The organism is Paenibacillus sp. MAH-35 (genome assembly GCF_058135425.1).
Genome location: NZ_JBYUPU010000012.1, coordinates 1 through 17,421, shown reverse-complemented (window position 1 = coordinate 17,421; position 17,421 = coordinate 1). Strand labels below are relative to the sequence as shown.

Below are 17,421 nucleotides of genomic sequence, written 5' to 3'. Positions count from 1 at the left end.
GGGGTTGCCCCCTGTCTTCCGGTGATTAAGAAGAAATGCGGTTTACGGATCACAAAGAATATTGACCGTGTAGTCGTTGCCGCAGAATTCTCTCAGCGCGCTGCAGTCCTGGCACCGTTGTCCGCCGGCGATTTCCGCCAGTTCTTCGTCGGACAGTACGTCGATGACGTTCGTCAGTTGTTCCATCTTGTTCACCTCCTTTCATGCGCGGTAGTCGGAATTTCCATGAAACACCACCCGCCTGGTTCGCGATGCAAGCGCCCCGTCAGCCCACCTCGGGCCGGGCAGCGAACCGTTCGACGGCGGCCGCTCCTTAGCCGGCGATTCGAAGTGCTCACCGGCCGGGAACGTTTCCCCCCGCCGTTCGATCCGATCGCATACAACTGCGAGCGAACCAACACCTCTAATTAAACTGGAAACCGGGCGGGTAAGGTAGGTCGGAATTTCAAGAAACATGACGGAATATGAAGCATTCGATTTGGAGTGTATGCAAGGAATTCGCCGGACAAGTGCGGCATCGGACAAAAGATTCATGTGGAGGTATGACATTGGGAAATGTACGGGGAACTTACCAGGACTTTGCAACAGAGACTCTTCTCATTTCGTCGCCTGTCGCTTTATAATAGGGGAATACGATCTTTATTTGCTGCAAGGAGTTCTGCTATGACAAAAAGTGCTAATCCGCCGTTAAACGATGAGAAATGGTTACAGGTTCTGAAATATGCCGCGAAATCTTTCAACGACGTCACTTTGAGTCGAGGATTTCAATATTTCAAACAACAGTATGTCGTCGCCTTGAACATTACCGAGAACCGTACCGTTCAAGCGAAGGTAACCGGCCATGAAGACTATACCGTTACACTGCAATTGGAACAGCTCGGCTCCAGCTATTGCACGTGCCCCGTCCACACCTGCTGCAAGCATCAGGCTGCGGTAATGATGGAGCTGGCCGACCGGCTCGGCTATCCGGCTGCCCAGATTGTGAATGCCAAGCAGCATCTGGCGCGGACCGCAGCGACTCCGTCTGCCGAGTCCCTGCTCCACGAATTGGCCCGCATGAGTGTATCCGACTGGCATGAATATATGAACCAGGCTACATCTCTGGTGAAACCCAGTTATGATCAGGGGATGTACGTACAGGCGCTGCGGATTCCGCTGGCTAGTCTCTTGAAGGGTTCCGCTCCATCTGCGACGGCGGACTTGATTTACTTCGAACTGCATCAGTTCTTGTTTATTCTGCAGAAGATTTTCGATTTGGTCGCCGGGGGGAGTCCCGTCATTAATTTTTCGTATGCCACATACCGTCTGTACGATGAAGCTCATGCCTTCCTGCAACAGACAGCACCCCAGTTCAATTGCACGATGGCTGCGGATCGTCTGGAGCAGACGTTAAGCATCCTGCGGCGGCAGTTGGCGGAAGAGAGCGGCCACAAGTACTTGGGTTACGGCCTGTATGCGGCGGTGTGGAAATACTGGATTGCCCCCCAGCCCGAAGCCGGTTACTGGGTGTCTCAAGAGTTAGACGCCGTCGAGCGGCAAATCGCAGGGCGTGACTCCTCTTCCCTTGCAGCAGCAAAAGCGTTCCTGTTTCTGCATCAATCCAAAAGCAGCGAAGCGTGGACGGCGTTAGAAGCTGGCGGTACGTTAGATAAAGCTCCGGCGAGTCTGCTGCTCTCCTTTATGGATCTCCTGTCCAGTTCCGGTCAGTGGGGCGCGCTGGCGGATTGGCTGAATCGATCAGCCTCCCATTTTTATGGTCCTGTAACCAAGGAACGTTCAACCTATTTCGGGTTTTGGAAAGAAGCGGCCCGTCATGTTCCTGAAGCCGAGGAGCTGCTATGGAACGTTCTGGAAGAAATGCTTCCCCATTCCGCCAAAGTGATCGAGAATATGCTGTACGAGCGGCATAACTGGAAGGCATGGATCGAGACGCAGATCCTTCTGGAGCACGATCCCTTTCACCATAAGGTAAGTGTCCTGCAGCCTATCGAGAAGGAGGCGCCTGAGCTGCTTCTCCCTTATTACCATCAAGCCATCGAGCATTACGTCGCTCTCAAAAACCGCAAAGATTACAAGGCGGCGGTCAAGCTGATGAAACGGCTGGCAAAAGTGTACAAGAAGATGAAGCGGATCGAGCGTTGGGACAGCTTTCTCTCTCGGTTCATGGAACGTCACAGCCGGCTGCGGGCACTGCATGAGGAATTAAAGAAAGGAAAGCTACTGGAATGAGTGCGAAACTACATGATATGACTATATATGCCTTAATTACGGATGCCGGAGACGCCTTGTTATGGGGGCTGGAGGACGGACGCCCGATTGGCGGAGAGACGTTCCGCAAATTATTGTTCGCCTGGCACGAGCCCTCCTGCTACGGAACAACACTGGAGCTGCAGCGGGCCGGGGATCTTATCGTGACGGTCCTCCCTTCGGAGATGGTGCTCCCCTTCTTCGCCGAGCCGAATCTTATGGACGTTCTCCGCTGGGAAGGCGGGGACGAAGGAACGAAAGGATTATTCGAGGCTGCACCGCTCCTATACCAAGAAGCCCAAGCGGGACGTTACATGCCCAGCTTCAGCGCTTACCGGAATGGGGATCTGCAATGGACGTGGGATGCGGATTCCGCAGAGCTGGAACAGCTCAATTGGGAGGCGCTAACCAGTCTGGACGCCTCCGGCGGCAACCTGAGCGGATTGCGCTCCGCCTTCTCGGCCGCCGTATCGATGAAGCATTACGCGGACGAATCGGCTGTATCCGATCTGCGGCGGGAATATCCCGCCTTGTTCCAGCGGCCGCAGCCGGCAGACTCAGCTCTGGCGCTGACGGAGGAGGAGTGGCTCATATCGCTCGGCTGGAAACCCGATCTGGCCCCCTTCCGCCCTATCCTGCAATTGCTTGAGCCGGACGAAGAGCAAGACGAATGGCGCCTGCGTCTGGTGCTGCAGGACAAGAGCGACGGAACGGCGCTTGTACCGGTCCGGCTCGCAGCAGACGGGCATGCTTCCGGCGTATGGTCGCCCGACTGGAGCCCTTTCATCCGGGAGCGTTCTCCCGGGTGGGCAACGAGACTCCTGGCGGCGCTTCCGAACACGGTCAGCCGCGGTGAACTGTTCGCTGCCCCGTTAAGCGACGAAGCCGCCTGGCACTTCCTGACCACGGACAGCCGCCAATTGCTCAGTGACGGCTGGAATGTCATGCTGCCCGGCTGGTGGGAAGCCGCCTCGAAGCGGAAGCCTCGCCTGCGCGCACAGGTGGCGCCGGATGCAGGCGGCCGAGGCCAGTCGCTATTCGGGCTGAACGCCTTGGTCGACTTCGACTGGCGCATTGCGATCGGCGATGCGGATCTGAACGAAGCCGAATTCGCAGAACTGCTGAGCCGTAAGGAGCGGTTAATCCGCTTCCGCGGCGAATGGGTCGTTCTGGACCCTGCCCTGCTGGAGAAAATCAGGAGGCTCATGGCAAGCGTGAATCCGGAAGAAGGCTTGTCCCTGCAAGACGTTCTCCAACTCCACTTGTTAAGTGAATCGGAGCAGGAAGGGACTGGCAAGAACGGACGCTCATCCCGAGAAGATGCGGACGATCCTGCAGACGAGGAAGATCAGCTGCAACTTGAGGTGGAGTTGAATGCTCACCTATTGGCGCTGATCCGCCAGCTCGGGCAGCCGTCGGAATTAGCATCGCTGCCAGTACCTGACGGACTTTGCGCTGAGCTGCGCGGCTACCAGCGCGAAGGGTTCACCTGGCTTAGCCATCTGAGAACGTTCGGAATGGGCGCCTGTCTCGCCGATGATATGGGACTTGGAAAAACGATTCAGTTCATCACCTATTTGCTCCGGCACCGGAGTGAATCCGCCTTCCCCGCCCTGCTCATCTGTCCCACTTCGGTGCTAGGCAATTGGCAGAAGGAGCTTGACCGATTCGCCCCTGAACTGAAGGTTACGCTTCACTACGGGAAGGGACGGCTCGCCCGCGGGGAGATTGCTGAGGCTGTGAAGGATACGGATATCGTCATCACCTCCTATACGACAGCGCTGCTGGATCAGGAAGTGCTGCAGGAGATCGTATGGAGCTCCCTTTGTCTCGACGAAGCCCAGAACATCAAAAACGCGCAGAACAAGCAATCGGTCGCCATCCGTTCCCTTCAGGCAACACATCGCATTGCCATGACCGGAACGCCGATTGAGAACCGGTTGTCGGAGCTGTGGTCGATCTACGACTTCCTCAACCCGGGATACCTGGGAAATCAGCGCGGGTTCCAGCATCGGTTCGCCACTCCGATCGAGAGGCATCAGGATGCGGAGCGGACGGCACAACTCCAGAAGCTCGTCAAGCCGTTCATGCTGCGGCGCAAGAAGACCGATCCCGCCATCCAGCTCGATCTGCCGGACAAGCAGGAGATGAAAGTGTATATCAACCTGACCGCCGAGCAGGGAGCGCTTTACGAGCAGTCGGTTAAGCAGTTGCTGGAGCGGATGAACAATCTGGAGGGGATCGAACGCAAGGGAGCCATTCTCGCCGCCTTGACCCAACTCAAGCAGCTGTGCGACCATCCTGTGCTGTTGACGAAAGAAGCTGTTCCGCCTGAGGAAATCTTACAGATCGAAGAGCAGCGGGATGCGTTCATCACCCGGTCTGCGAAGCTGGAACGACTCGTTGCCATGGTCGACGAGCTGCGGGACGAGGGCGATTCCTGCCTGATCTTTACCCAATATGTAGGCATGGGCCGCATGTTGGCCGACGTGCTGCGGGTGCACCGGAGCGAGCCCGTGCTGTACCTGAATGGCAGCACGCCCAAAGCGGAACGCGATCAGATGATCGACACGTTCCAGGCGGGAGACAGTACGGGTCCCGGCATCTTCGTCTTGTCGCTGAAAGCAGGCGGAGTCGGCCTCAACCTTACGGCGGCCAACCACGTCTTCCACTTCGACCGCTGGTGGAACCCGGCTGTCGAGAACCAAGCGACCGACCGCGCCTATCGGATGGGACAAAAGCGCAATGTGCAGGTGCACAAGTTCATTTCCCTCGGCACGTTGGAGGAGAAAATCGACGAGATGCTGGAGAGCAAGATGAGCTTAAGCGAGAACGTCATCTCTTCCTCCGAAGGCTGGATTACCGAGCTGTCGAACGACGAGCTTCGCGACCTGTTTATGTTGCGGCAATCATGGTAACACGTTCGGTTCGTCTTGCGTTGCGTTCGCTTACGAGCGGCGCTGATCACGCTGACTAACAAAATAAAAGTCTCTGTCACCCTCTGTTTTCAGCAGTAGAGGATGACAGAGACGAATAGAGGCGGTTTGTACCCCTTATTTCAACCGACTGACGGGATGTGCACCCTTTTCGCCGATTTTAGCGACCTCAAACCGCTCTTCTTCGGTGTCCAGGCCGGTTTTCGCACAAAATAAAGGGTACAAACGACTCGTATGCGGTTCTTACTTGCCGGTATTAATCCGGCCATCGCAAAGCAGGATAACCGTTACCTTCATCGATACTCCATATGTCCGTAAAGTCCCAATTGGCAAAGGTACTTTGTTTTTTCATGTCGGCCGTCGATTGGGGTTCGCCATTTCCCGTGTCCCATCTAGTCGTAGTCTGGCGATCGCAGTAGCTGTCGGTTACGCTGCCGTCAATCGAAAACGAATCCGCCAATGCCGACGGGCCCCGTGCCGTCTTCCCAATGATTCTGATGTGACACCCTGCTCACTTCCTCCGCACCTCTTTTATTTCCTACAGTCTACTGTACGGTGCGGGTCACGTAAAGACATAAATCGTTCATCCGGTCGCTCACAACGGCGAGGTTTGCAGCGTACCGGTATCGGTTACGGTCACGGCATACCGGCTGCCCGAAGGCGATAGGAGCACCAGCCGCTCCTCCCCGATCCGGCCAAACGGCTCCCACACGCCGGGCGTTCCGCCGGTTACACATACCCAGCCGACGTAATCCGAAGATCCTGCGTTCGTCCTATACACCAGCGATCCCCGTACCCACTCTCCTACCGCAGGCACGCTGTCGGCCCAACTGACCGTCGCGCCTTTGGCCAGCCCTTCCGGAGTCATCAACCGCCGCGCATACCCGGCATTGCCTACCGGATCGCCGGCACCCGAGAACACGTTATCCGGTGTAATGCGCACGTCCGAACCGCTCGCCTCCACGGCCAGAAAGATGCATTGCCGGGCTGCTTCGATCGAGTTGCCGCTCACGATCGTGTCGGTGACTGCCGTGTCGAACCGGATGCCGTAATCGGCGCCTACTAGGACATTGTGCGAGATCACATTGCCCGAGGACGGTTCGGGACCTGCAAACCGGATGGCGCCGTAGCCGGAATATACATGCTTGATCGTATTGCCGCACATCAGGACGCGGTTGCAATTTCGCACGGACATAGCGACAGCCCGATTCACTTCAATCGTATTGTGGCAGATGACCGGAGCTTCGGCATTGGCGATGTTCCATCCGGAGGCACCTGTCCCCGCATCGCGATTGCCGCGAATCTCCAGCCCCTTTTGGACCCGTCCGGTCGTGAACATCCTCGCATCCCCCACCGAGCCGTAGAAGATGTTGTCGGTGATGCTGACATCTTCGGTACTGCCGATCTCCCCGGCATTGCAGCGAAAAAAATAGCGGGCCTGTCCCTGATTGCCGCGAATCGTCATTCGTCTGTTTTTGAATGCGGCGTTCGGATTATACGAATTAATAAATACCCCAACGGTATCGTATACGTTGTTTTCGATCCAGACGTCTTCCACAATATCCGAACCCGAAGAAGTATGATTCGGCTCGATATCGATCGTCGCCACGTAGTCAAACCCGTCCAGCATCACATTGTCCCGCACCCAGACCCGCCGTGCGGATACGATCGCTATCGCGCATCGCCTCGGATCGATCAGCATATTGCTGTACACATGCACGTCTTCGCACGGACCCAGATAGTCCGACCCGAAATAGACGCAGTCCCCGTAGGCCGAATTGAACCGGTTATGATGAATGTAAACATGCTGGGAATCGGTGACGCGCAGCAAGTGCGACTGCTCCCCCGCCGTACCGCCTGTATATTGGCCGTTCAGATGAAGGCCGGAGACATGCAGCCCGCTGCCTTTGTAAGAGACGATCGCCAGCATACGCTTCTCCGCCGTGCCGTCCGTACCCACCATGCGGATTTCCGGCATGCCGATGCCGTAGATCGAATTGCGGATCACAATCGTCCCGCTGACTTTGTAAAAGGCGTCCGTTTTCGGCACGATCAGCGTTTGACCGGTTAATGCGGCATTGCGGAACGCCGCCGTATCGTCCGTCACTCCGTCGCCCGCCGCTCCAAAATCCGCTACACTGACCGCTCCCGCTGCGCGCAGCAGGCATTCTTCCTCTGGACCGCCGCCGTACACGCTATGCCGTACCGTCCCGCCGATGCCTTGCCCCCGCACTGCCAACGATCCCGCAAACATCGAGATTCCGGCGACTCCCATCGACAACAGCATTTTTCTTCTGCTTACAGGCAGCGTCTCCGTCGCTTGATCGTGCGTCTCCATACAATTCCTCCTTTGGTTGGAACAGCTATTTTTTCAATTCCGCTTCAATATCCCGATTGGTTAATTCCTCCGCTTCCCGCATAATCGTGTTGATGTCCGACTGTCCGGCGTTCATCTTTTTCACCGCTTCGTTTAAATACTTCGAGGCAATCGAGTCGTAAGGGGTAGGCGTGAACGGAGGCGCAAACGCGCTTTTGAACACGACGCTGATGTTTTTGCCCTGCATCGATTTCATATTCACGCCGTACCGGTTGCGAGTCGCTTCGTCGCGCAGTGACGTAAATCTGCCGTGCTCGGTAATCAGGTTCTGGATCTCATTGCTGGTCAGCAGCTTGATGACCTCGAACGCCTCATCCTTCTTTTTCGTCGACGCGGACACGAGAAGGAAGTGCCCTGACGAAGCCAGGCTCCGGTTCGGATATTCCTTAAAGCTGGGGAATTGCGTAATGTCCCAGTTGAAATTGTTCGGCGTGCCGTGCAGCTTCTCCAGCGCCGCGAACCGGGCGTCGTAGCTGGGCAGCATCGCCAGTGTCTGATTCACCAGGAAATCGTCAAGCACTTGGTTCTGGTTGCCCGGAATTTCGTTGGCAGCCTTGATCACATCAAATACCCGTCTCCAGCCGTCGGAAGCAATCATCGCTTTATTCGTCTTCAGATCGACCCGGGGCAGCGTTAGCTGCGTGCTCAAGTCCGTAATTCCCGGCAGCATGATGCCTTTAAAGGTGACGCCTCCGACGGTGCGGGAGAAGGAACGCGCCACCGCGATCGTTTCCTCCCAAGTCATGCCTTCCTTCGGGTAGCTGACACCGAACTGGTCGAACAAGTCCTTGTTGTAGAAAAAGGCCAGAAAGTTGAGCGAAAACGGAATCCCGTAATATTTGCCGTCGCCGTACACGCGCGAAGTCTCCAGAGCCGCCGCGTCAAACCGGTTCATATCGAGCTTGTGGGTTTGGATCAAAGCGCTCAGATCGAGCGCAGTCCCGAGATCCCGGTGCGCCTTGATACGCGGATAGGTGGTGAACATAAAGTCCGGGAAGTCGCCTCGGGCCAGCATGCTCTCGATACTCGCCTCTCCTTTTCCGAGCCGGACCATTTCCACCGTAATGTGGGGGAATTTCGCCTTTACCGGCGCGGCAATCAGATTGGCGAACTCCTCGTCGGAGATGGTTGCTCCATCCTGCAGCATTTTCAGCGTAATGTTTTCTTTCGGCTTTTCCGGTACGTTCGTTATGCCTTCCGGCGTTTCCGTCTGCCCGGCTGTGTTTCCGCTCGCGCTTCCCCCGCATGCACTGACGAGCATCACAGTCGCGAGACAACCTGCTGCCGCCGCACTTCGCATCCCTCTGATCATCCTGTCAAGCCCCCTTGTTTATTATGGTTGATCCTTGTTCATCCAAGCGGTTACGCTCCGCTTCTGCGGATCGAGGTCGACATTCTCCATTCACCGGTGGTCTCCGCATGTTCATTTCGTTAGCCGTTGTTCGTTCTTTCCCTGCATCGCAAAGCCGGTCTGACTCGCGGTATGGATGACGCAGTTACGTATCAGATCGATATGTAAGCGCTGTCAAAAATGTGCCGAAAGGTACAACCGCTCTCCCCAACTGTCTCTTTCGTATACGGCGGAAACGACAGTACCGCCAAGCTGCCGATCACCGGCCGGCGTCTGTCCGCATACGGCAGCGCCGCGGCTAGGCTGGGAGCATGCAGCTTCCTGCGGCTGACCAAACCTCGCTCCACCGTCATACGCGGCACACCCTCCGTACTCCCGTTGCCTGTATACCTGTCAGGTACTACTCGGGTTTATTCCCGTCGCTGCCGAATGGAACGGGCGTTCCATCTCCGGTCTGAACGGAATTGCCGACTCTCGAGGCACCAGTACCGCTCCGATCATCTCCTCCACCAGTTCACGCTCCTCGCCAGGCTCCGGCTCAGCGGTCATAATGTCCCACGCCTTGACGGCCAGCTCCGGGATGGACGGGCCAACTGTCGTGAAAGCGATCTCAAATGCGCTCATCTCCGGCGTATCGTCGTAGACAACGACTGAGACATCATCCGGGACGCGCACACGGATGGGCCGCAGCGCACGCATCAACCGAAACAGACAATGCTGCGAATCGACGACGATCGCGCTTGGTCGATCAGGCTTCTGGAAAACCGCGTGCACATCATCTTCAAACGTAGTTCCGAAATAGTCGAAAAAGTGTTCCGGCGTATAGTCCGCCTTGCATTCGGCAATCCCTTGCAAAAAACCGTACATTTTTTGCTTGTTTTTCTGTCCTCCCGCATAGGCCAACTGCCGGTGGCCCAATGCCGACAAGTGACGCACCGCCTGCAGCAGCGCTCCGCTGCGGTCGACCGCCAGCCAATCCACCCCCTCCGATTTGTTGTACCCGCCCAGTGCCAGCACTCGCCCCGGGAACCGCTGACGCTCCACAGCAAATGACGCAGGCAGCGTCGAATACGCATCCCAAAACATCACATGATCGACGCCAAACTGCCGGAACGCTTGCAGCGAGTCCGTCAGGCCGTCCATAATCTGCATCACCCGGTAGCCCCGTTTAATCCCTTCCAGCTGGAGCTGCAGGTTCATGTTGTAAAAGAACAGCCCTTCCCGCGGCGGCCAGATTAATCCGACGAAGTTGGTTTTTTGCCTCACCAGCTTTTTGGCCGCCAAATTCGGTACGTAATTCATTTGCTTTGCAATCGTGTGTATTTTCTCCCGCATTGCTGTGCTGACGCGCAAGTCGTCCCTGAGCGCCCGTGAAACCGTTGAATGATTAACACCTGCTGCTTTAGCAATATCTTTGATTGTAATCATGATTGTAAGCCTACCCTTCAGATCTGAATTCAGAATAACAAACGTGTGCACAAATTTCAATCCTTTATTTGGTTTGCCCGCAGATTTTTTTTCTGCTTGTCCCATACTCTCATTTTGCACAATATTTCCTTTTTGCTCAAGCCCGGCAATCCAGATGCGGTCACCGATGCTTTCCGGTTAGCAACCTTCCCATTTCAGCAACAAAAATCAAAAGCAGCTGCCTCTGGGGCAACTGCTTCAAATTCGGTATTAATCATCTAGTCCCTTACCGCTGAGAATATGCGGCAAATATTTTTCAACCCTGGACTCACGAGTTTTGGATTGCTTGGGCGCGGAAAAATATAGAATATATGCTCGCTGCCTTCCTGGCGTCAATGCTTCGAAACTAGTTTTCAGGTCAGGAATTTCGACGAATTTATTTTGCAATTCTTCCGGAATGACGTAGTCCGTATTTTTGTTATAGTTCACTTGCAAACCGGCTTTTTCGACTGCGATCGCTTCGTCGACATAGGATTTGAGGATAAGCTGCATTTCTTCTATTTGTTGCAGGCTGGTGAACCGGATCTGACGCGCGGCTTGTACATTTTTCGTTTGTTGGACAAGTATTCCGTGAGGATCTTTTAATAAGGCGCCTTTGTGAAACAGAAGCGCGCAGTACTCTTTAAACCCATGGATTAATACGATGTTTTTGTTCTGATACGTATAACAAGGATGCATCCACTTAAACTCTTCGGTCAGCTCGCAGTCAAGTACGATTTCTCTCAGCATCTCGAACTCTTCCTTCCAGTTTTTAGCCTTGCTAAAAACTGGATCGATCTTATGATTTCTCGTACCTTTTATCATCCATGTATACCCCTTTGCGTAAACATTGTGGCGACTTCCCAATCAGACACCATTCGGTGACTATTTCGATTATATGACACCATTTGGTGTCTTGTAAACAACATTTTAAACTTTGCATGAACCAAGCGCGCATCCAAACGACGAATAGCCTCACCCGCTAAGCACTGCGGGCGAAGCTCGTCAGACGATGCCGATCGGTCACCTTCGGTCCATTCGTTATTTTATACATTCCGTTTATTCCCCTATTGCTCCTCTATCCTTACTTTCGTTTTACTGGAAATCTCAAAACCGTCTTCATTTTTGACTGATCCGTCCTGCGCGGGTCGGATAAATAGATTTCCCTGTGAGTTTTATCGGAACGCACATATCCTTGTTCCCTGCAATAGGATTCCATCCTCAAAAAGCTTTCCGGTTCGCTGTCAAAGCTTCCGATGTGCATCATTTGGCAGCATAATCCATCCGTCATCGTACCGAAAGTCAGCTGATCGAGGTAAGGATTTGGTTTTTTCCTTTTCGTTTGTTCTACAAATGCAAGGAATAACGCGCTTGTCAGAAAGTCGGGTTGGCGTATCATAAGCGTGTATTTCAAATTACTCTTATCCGTAGGCGGTTTTGACTTGTCGATCAAGTCCCAAATTCCCTCAAGCGGAAAAACGGTATATTCATAGTAACCGGCGGGCACGACTTTCTGTTTGTATGACATTTTCACCGCGTAGCTCAAGCTGTACAAGGCTTCTGTCACCCGGGCAAACTCCTCGCCGTTCGGATCGCCTTCACCGTTAATCCTAATAAACGGCATCTCTTCGATATCCATAATAACCGGGCTGCTTCCCGGTACGTAGATGGATTTGTAGTCTTTTTTATAGTCTATTTTATTGCTCATGGCGATCACTCCTCTTACACGTTTGACACTACTATATACTAGTAAATACGACAACAGCATGTCATATTTTATCATATAGTTTTGACATGTGGCTCTGTACCGGGTTATTGCGCGCACCACAAAGAAGCAGGCCGCCGGACACCGCCGACAGCCTGCTTTCCTTATGGTGATCTCTACAATCAGATCGCCTTATCGCCCAGCCAGCGCTCCATCTCCTCGGCATCAAAAGGAGGATAGATATCCGGATGCAGCATATGGCCCAGTTTGCTCAAGCCCGCTACAAGCAGCGGCGACGGCCGGCAATACAGCGATTCCTCCATGACACGAATCCGTCCCTCGGTGACGGCCCGCATTCCTTCGGAACCGGGACGGTTGCGGACGACGTCCGGCTTGACCTGCTGTTCTCTGACGCCGACCCAGGCGAGTAAAATATAGTCCGGGTCGCGGCGCAAAACGTCGTCCCAATCGGTCTTGACCTTGGCCGCGGGCTCATCGGCGAATACGTTGACGGCACCGGCCAGCTCGCTGACGCCGGTCAGCCAGTTGCCGCCGGCAGGCGTGAACACCGGCTTGGGCCACCATTCCCAATAGAGGGAGGGCTTGTCGACGCAGCGCCGGCTCAATTCCGCATAATAAGCGAGGCGGTCCTCGTATTTGGTACGGGCCGCTCTGGCCCGCTCCGGTTCGTCCAGCGCTTCGCCAAGGGCGGTCAGGCATTCGGCGATATCCGTCAGCGTTTTGGGATTAAGCGTAATATACGGCAAGCCCCGTTCCTCCAGGGCGGCGATGTTCTTCTCCATGCCGGGTACCGTCAACGACGCCAGCACCAGATCCGGACGCAGCGCCTCCACCGCATCCATATCAATGTTCAAATCCGAGCCGAGCTTCGGCAGCCCGTTCGTGCTGGACGGCCAGTCTGTATACTTATCGACCCCGACGATATGACGGTCGAGCCCCATAAAACCTAGCAATTCCGAATTGCTAGGACTGATCGATACGATTCTCATAGCATGACACTCCCTTCGGCTTCCTTAACGTGAGTGACTGTCTCTTATTTGATCAGATCGGGATAGATGCCTTTTGCAATCGTTCGCAAGCCATCCACAATGCGGGGGCCCGGGCGGTTCAGCGTATCCTGATCGACGCCGACGAGCTGGTTGTTTTTGACGGCATCGATTTTATCCCATCCGTTGCGTCCTTTGATGATTTGGTCAAGCGTAAGACCCGCTTTGTCTTTCGTGCCGGTCGTATAGAAAATGACGGCAGGGTTGTCCTGGATAATTTTCTCTTCGTTGATCTTGTTGTAGCCTTTCGTATCCGCAGCGATATTAACGCCGCCGGCCAGCGTCAGCACTTCGTCCATAAACTCGCCCTTGCCGACCGTCCAGCCCGGCGAAAACTCGATGTATACTTTTTTCTTCTGGTCCGGCTTGACGGTGCCGACGGCGGTTTTGATGCTGTCGATGTCTTTCTTCATCTTGTCGGCCAGTTCTTTGGCTTCCTTATTCTTATCGGTCAATTGTCCGATAATCAAAACGTTGGCGATAATATCGTCGATCGATTTCGGTTCGAATTTGTACAGCGGCAGGTTCAGTAAGCGCAGCTTGCCCAGCGCGTCGTCCTTGATGGAAATGCCGGTAATGACCAGGTCGGCATTCGCCGCCAGAACCGCTTCCACGTTCGGAGCGGAAACGCCGCCCAGCTTCGGCTTCGACTTCGCCTCTTCCGGATAGTTATCGAAATCCGTTACGCCGACGATCCGGTCGCCCAATCCGAGCGCGAACAAAATTTCCGTTTCGGCCGTGGAAGTGGAAGCGATGCGATGAGGCGCTTTTTGCAGCGTTATTTCGGTTCCGGTCGTATCTTTCAAGGTAAGCGGGTATTTGGTGGCGGTGGCAGCGGCATCTGTTTGTTTGGGGGCCGCCGTCTCTCCCGCCGGGGACGCCCCGTTTTTCACAGCAGATTCTTCCCCGCTCTTCGCCCCGCAAGCAGCGATCGAGAAGCTAAGAAGGATAACGAGTAGTAGTGCGGCAATCTTGTTCATGAAGCGTTTCGTTCCTCTCCGGTTTGGAATAATAGAGAACGGCTTGAAGGTGCTGAAAGCCCGTATCCGCCGTACGGCGCAACATCAAAAACCCCGTTCCGGAGGAAGGGGCAGCACATCAAGGATTTGCCAGGCACGGCGCAACGGCGAAACGCCGCCATGACGCCAAAAAAACGGCGCTGCAGCGCGTCGCGCCCGTCACCGGTCCGCTCACGCGCATGGCTGCAACCATGCTGGTAAAGATCAAATCGCTGGATAGCCCAATCCTTTTCCGCGAAGGATGTCGTTGGCTGAAGCGCAGATAGGCAGGTTTCCTGGCTCTCGGGCATTGCGAGTTCCCCGCCTTCCCATCCCTCGTAAGGAACAGTGGCTTGTGGAGTTCTCCCCGATACACAGTGGCGGGACCGCGCCGGATTCGCACCGGCTTCCCTTTTAACCCGGCATCCGGTCGTCTTGCACCGAACACTGGGCACCTACTGGCTGATACAGTTCTTTCACTAGAGTCAAGCTCATTTCACTCTGGCGATTATACCATAGCATGGGCTGGGATGCTATGCTTGTTTCAATTTGCTCACTCGGCCGGTGGAAGGACCACGTCCAAGGAAGATAGGATCGCTTTATAATCGTGTCCCGTTCGTTTTCGAAGAACCATGTACGGGTACCTCTCAAATGCATTGGGCATAAACTGAGCTATGTCATTGTGGAGAGGATGTTTACCTTGTTTCCTTATCGCCCGGAAATTCATCAATTTCCCTATTCCGATTATTGGTTTCGTCCCCGCGGACATTATAGTTCCCCCTATTCCGAAGGCGGATTGCACTGGAGGCGTCGCGCTTTAGAATCGGACGAAAGCTGGCGGATGTCCGACCAGCAGCGACTTACCTTCGTGCTTGTGCATGGCTCTTGGGCCGACGCTCACTTTTGGGACGGCGTAGCTGCGGCGCTGCGCAGTCAAGGGCATGACGTTCATACGCCGGAGTACGCAGGTCACGGCACAGATCCGAACAAACATGTCTCGCATGCGATGATCACGAAGTCCGTCGTCGACTTTATCACGAGGCTCAACCTGCGCGATATCGTTCTCGTCGGGCACAGCTTCGGCGGATCGGTCATCCAGAAGGCGGCCGAACAGATACCGGACCGCATCAAGCGTCTTGTGTTCTGGGACGCGTTCGTCCTGAAAGACGGCGAGTCGGTTGCCGATCAGTTGCCGCCTCAGACAAGGCAAGGCTTCGAGCAGCTCAGAGCCGGATCGGAGGACGATACCATCCCGCTTCCGTTTCCGCTGTTTCGGGAGTTGTTCGTCAATACGGCAACGTTGGAGCAAGCCAAACAGTTTTATACAAGTGTCCGTCCGGAACCGGCGAAGCCGCTTTTCGAGAAACTGGATCTTCAAGTGTTCTATACGCTGCCTACGCCCAAAAGCTATGTCTATTTCTATCAAGACAACGCACTGCCGCAAGGAGAAGGCTTCGGCTGGAATCCGCATATGTCCACACGGCTAGGCCTGTTCCGCCTGATCGTCGGCGACGGGGACCATTTTACGGATACGTGCACAAGGCCGGCCATGGTGGCGCAGAAGCTTTATGAGGCGGGCCGGGATTGATCGGGGACCGAATTGTACCCATGATGTTACTGTGGAGGAGTCTGGATCAGATTGTCCGAATGGATGAACGGTTGGCTTTTCAGAATACGAGAGGGTCTATCAGCTCATTCCAGTGCACCAACGGTCGGCCCGTATGGTCTACGGCCATCGTTCCAGTATACACCCGTTCCTTGTGCAGGCAGCCCTCCGTCATCAAATGCTGCCAGACCGCTTGCAGAAATACAGAGGTCAGGAGTGGCGGCACTTCGTTCATGTTCTGCCACTTCGGCTGCCCCTCCTCGGATGTTGTCAGTTCCGTCCGCATCACTTCTCCGGTATAGACATACTGCACCCGGATTTCCGCTTCCTTTTGCCGCATCAGTATGTAACGGAGACGCATCTGATAGATTTCTTCGCGCCTCAGTCCCGTTTCTTCTTCAATTTCCCTATAACAGGCCGCAAGCGGATCATTCAGTTCATCCGGCTCCATATGCCCGCCGATTGCAGCGTAAAACGGTTCAGACCGGCCTTGCCACTTGGAGGCCGGCTTATTCATCAACAAGACTTGATCGCCCCTGAACAGAAAGGCGGAGGCCAACTGCCTCAACTTCATCTCCACTTCAAATCCTCCTCCTATCTGTGTTATAGCATCCTCATTCTAGTATATGTGCCTATAATGATTGCTTGTCGTGTTGTCTTAATCCTCGGTACTATAGCATTCTTTGAAAATCTAACAAATCACTTGATCAAATCCTATAGGCCGAATTCGGCTTACTTCTGAACTCGACCTGATTGATTCGCCGGAGCAGGCAAATGAATTCACCTGACCTCCATCCTGTATGTACGATCCCTGATATAGTTGAATAATCCTCGGGTACTCCTTTTCGTAAGTAAGATCGTGCTAGCGTTGTTTAGTTTTACGTCCTTTCGTTCTAGTTTCAGCCGCCCCGCCAACTGATTCCATATTCCATTCGTCGTAATGAGCTTTACAGACACCCATTCCGTAAACAGACTCTTCGCACTTCCACGCCGCGCAAGTTATTTTTTTCATTTCGGACTTATCTTCCTGAATGTTATCTTCTTTCATTATGATTGCCTCCTCTTCCTTATCGGAGTAATTCCTGCCATGCTTTCATTTTATCCTAAATTGGATTTACTTTGAACTATCTGATAGCTTACATAAGCTTTGCGGATTTTATCTGCCGCGGAAAATACGTAATACTTTTGAGTGTGCCGAAAAGCATTTCTGACACATATTCAAAAGGCCGTCGAAATAATCGGCGGCCTTTTGAATATGGATAACCATCAAACTGGAACAGTAACGCAAGACCTGTTATGCGAACATGTAGTCTATTAATACATCGGGGTGCTGCTAAAAACAATCGTGCCTTGACTTGATTCACCTGTTATTTCCACAGGCAAGTTTGGGTAGTACTCGGTTGTAAAAAAAATGCTGACGTCACCAACTTTATTGATCACTATTTGTTCCGAAGGGATTGTTCCTATATTGATTTTAGATATCCTTGTATGATCAAAAACACCTACTACAATCGAGTGTTCATCATTATACATTTTTCTTTCCCAAATAAGAGGCTTCTCCTCATTCGGAATGTAAGAAGGAAGACGGTGCTCTGAAATTACTTCTTTATTGCGTAAGTGAAATATATAATTATTTTTTAAGTAATGTTCATAACTTAAAATATTGACAACGCTTTGATTATCGTCAA

General features: G+C 53.8%; 15 protein-coding genes and 1 riboswitch. Of the genes, 3 read left to right on the top strand and 12 right to left on the bottom strand.

Going from position 1 to position 17,421, the window contains the following annotated elements:
- Nucleotides 1-42: 42 nt before the first annotated feature.
- Nucleotides 43-186, bottom strand: a complete 144-nt coding sequence (locus AC3Y2E_RS15210) for a bacteriocin class II family protein (protein ID WP_190930687.1) — start codon at nt 184-186, stop codon at nt 43-45.
- A 477-nt stretch (nt 187-663) separates the two neighbouring features.
- On the opposite strand from AC3Y2E_RS15210, the gene AC3Y2E_RS15205 reads away from it, so the two are divergent.
- On the top strand, nt 664-2,229 hold the full coding sequence (locus tag AC3Y2E_RS15205; RefSeq protein ID WP_379211656.1) for an SWIM zinc finger family protein: 1,566 nt from the start codon (nt 664-666) through the stop codon (nt 2,227-2,229).
- Nucleotides 2,226-5,165 (top strand): DEAD/DEAH box helicase, encoded by a 2,940-nt coding sequence (locus tag AC3Y2E_RS15200; RefSeq protein ID WP_379211654.1) that lies wholly within the window; start codon nt 2,226-2,228, stop codon nt 5,163-5,165. Before AC3Y2E_RS15205 ends, AC3Y2E_RS15200 begins: the two co-directional genes overlap by 4 nt.
- Before the next feature lie 613 nt (nt 5,166-5,778).
- On the opposite strand, the gene AC3Y2E_RS15195 is transcribed toward AC3Y2E_RS15200, so the two are convergent.
- The 8 genes from AC3Y2E_RS15195 to AC3Y2E_RS15160 all read right to left on the bottom strand — a co-directional run bounded on the left by AC3Y2E_RS15195 (nt 5,779) and on the right by AC3Y2E_RS15160 (nt 14,109).
- Nucleotides 5,779-7,521 carry a right-handed parallel beta-helix repeat-containing protein gene (locus tag AC3Y2E_RS15195; RefSeq protein WP_379211652.1) on the bottom strand — a complete coding sequence of 581 codons (1,743 nt, stop codon included), beginning with the start codon at nt 7,519-7,521 and terminating at the stop codon, nt 5,779-5,781.
- Between the two features lie 25 nt (nt 7,522-7,546).
- Nucleotides 7,547-8,872 carry an ABC transporter substrate-binding protein gene (locus AC3Y2E_RS15190; protein WP_379211650.1) on the bottom strand — a complete coding sequence of 442 codons (1,326 nt, stop codon included), beginning with the start codon at nt 8,870-8,872 and terminating at the stop codon, nt 7,547-7,549.
- 191 nt (nt 8,873-9,063) lie between these two features.
- Nucleotides 9,064-9,264: a hypothetical protein gene (locus AC3Y2E_RS15185; protein ID WP_379211648.1), complete on the bottom strand. Its 201-nt coding sequence runs from the start codon at nt 9,262-9,264 to the stop codon at nt 9,064-9,066.
- Between the two features lie 40 nt (nt 9,265-9,304).
- Nucleotides 9,305-10,339 carry a LacI family DNA-binding transcriptional regulator gene (locus AC3Y2E_RS15180; protein WP_379211646.1) on the bottom strand — a complete coding sequence of 345 codons (1,035 nt, stop codon included), beginning with the start codon at nt 10,337-10,339 and terminating at the stop codon, nt 9,305-9,307.
- A 249-nt stretch (nt 10,340-10,588) separates the two neighbouring features.
- Nucleotides 10,589-11,182 carry a YdeI/OmpD-associated family protein gene (locus AC3Y2E_RS15175; protein WP_379211644.1) on the bottom strand — a complete coding sequence of 198 codons (594 nt, stop codon included), beginning with the start codon at nt 11,180-11,182 and terminating at the stop codon, nt 10,589-10,591.
- Between the two features lie 259 nt (nt 11,183-11,441).
- On the bottom strand, nt 11,442-12,065 hold the full coding sequence (locus tag AC3Y2E_RS15170) for a GyrI-like domain-containing protein (protein ID WP_379211641.1): 624 nt from the start codon (nt 12,063-12,065) through the stop codon (nt 11,442-11,444).
- A gap of 179 nt (nt 12,066-12,244) precedes the next feature.
- Complete coding sequence (locus tag AC3Y2E_RS15165) at nt 12,245-13,072, bottom strand: cobalamin-binding protein (RefSeq protein WP_379211639.1); 828 nt, start codon at nt 13,070-13,072, stop codon at nt 12,245-12,247.
- A 44-nt stretch (nt 13,073-13,116) separates the two neighbouring features.
- A complete protein-coding gene (locus tag AC3Y2E_RS15160) occupies nt 13,117-14,109 on the bottom strand; it encodes an ABC transporter substrate-binding protein (protein ID WP_379211637.1) in 993 nt (330 codons plus the stop codon).
- Nucleotides 14,110-14,396: 287 nt separating this feature from the next.
- A riboswitch (cobalamin riboswitch) is annotated at nt 14,397-14,599 on the bottom strand.
- 369 nt (nt 14,600-14,968) lie between these two features.
- Here AC3Y2E_RS15160 and AC3Y2E_RS15155 point away from each other — a divergent pair.
- Entirely contained in the window at nt 14,969-15,715 is a 747-nt protein-coding gene (locus tag AC3Y2E_RS15155; RefSeq protein ID WP_379211635.1) for an alpha/beta fold hydrolase, read from the top strand.
- A 79-nt stretch (nt 15,716-15,794) separates the two neighbouring features.
- Here the strand turns inward: AC3Y2E_RS15155 and AC3Y2E_RS15150 are convergent, their stop codons facing one another.
- The 3 genes from AC3Y2E_RS15150 to AC3Y2E_RS15140 all read right to left on the bottom strand — a co-directional run.
- Nucleotides 15,795-16,307, bottom strand: coding sequence for an NUDIX domain-containing protein (locus tag AC3Y2E_RS15150; protein ID WP_379211942.1), 513 nt, complete (start codon nt 16,305-16,307; stop codon nt 15,795-15,797).
- A 288-nt stretch (nt 16,308-16,595) separates the two neighbouring features.
- Nucleotides 16,596-16,781 carry a hypothetical protein gene (locus AC3Y2E_RS15145; protein WP_379211633.1) on the bottom strand — a complete coding sequence of 62 codons (186 nt, stop codon included), beginning with the start codon at nt 16,779-16,781 and terminating at the stop codon, nt 16,596-16,598.
- Nucleotides 16,782-17,047: 266 nt separating this feature from the next.
- Nucleotides 17,048-17,421, bottom strand: a 374-nt coding sequence (locus AC3Y2E_RS15140; protein ID WP_379211631.1) for a hypothetical protein, incomplete at its 5' end; no start/stop codon positions are given.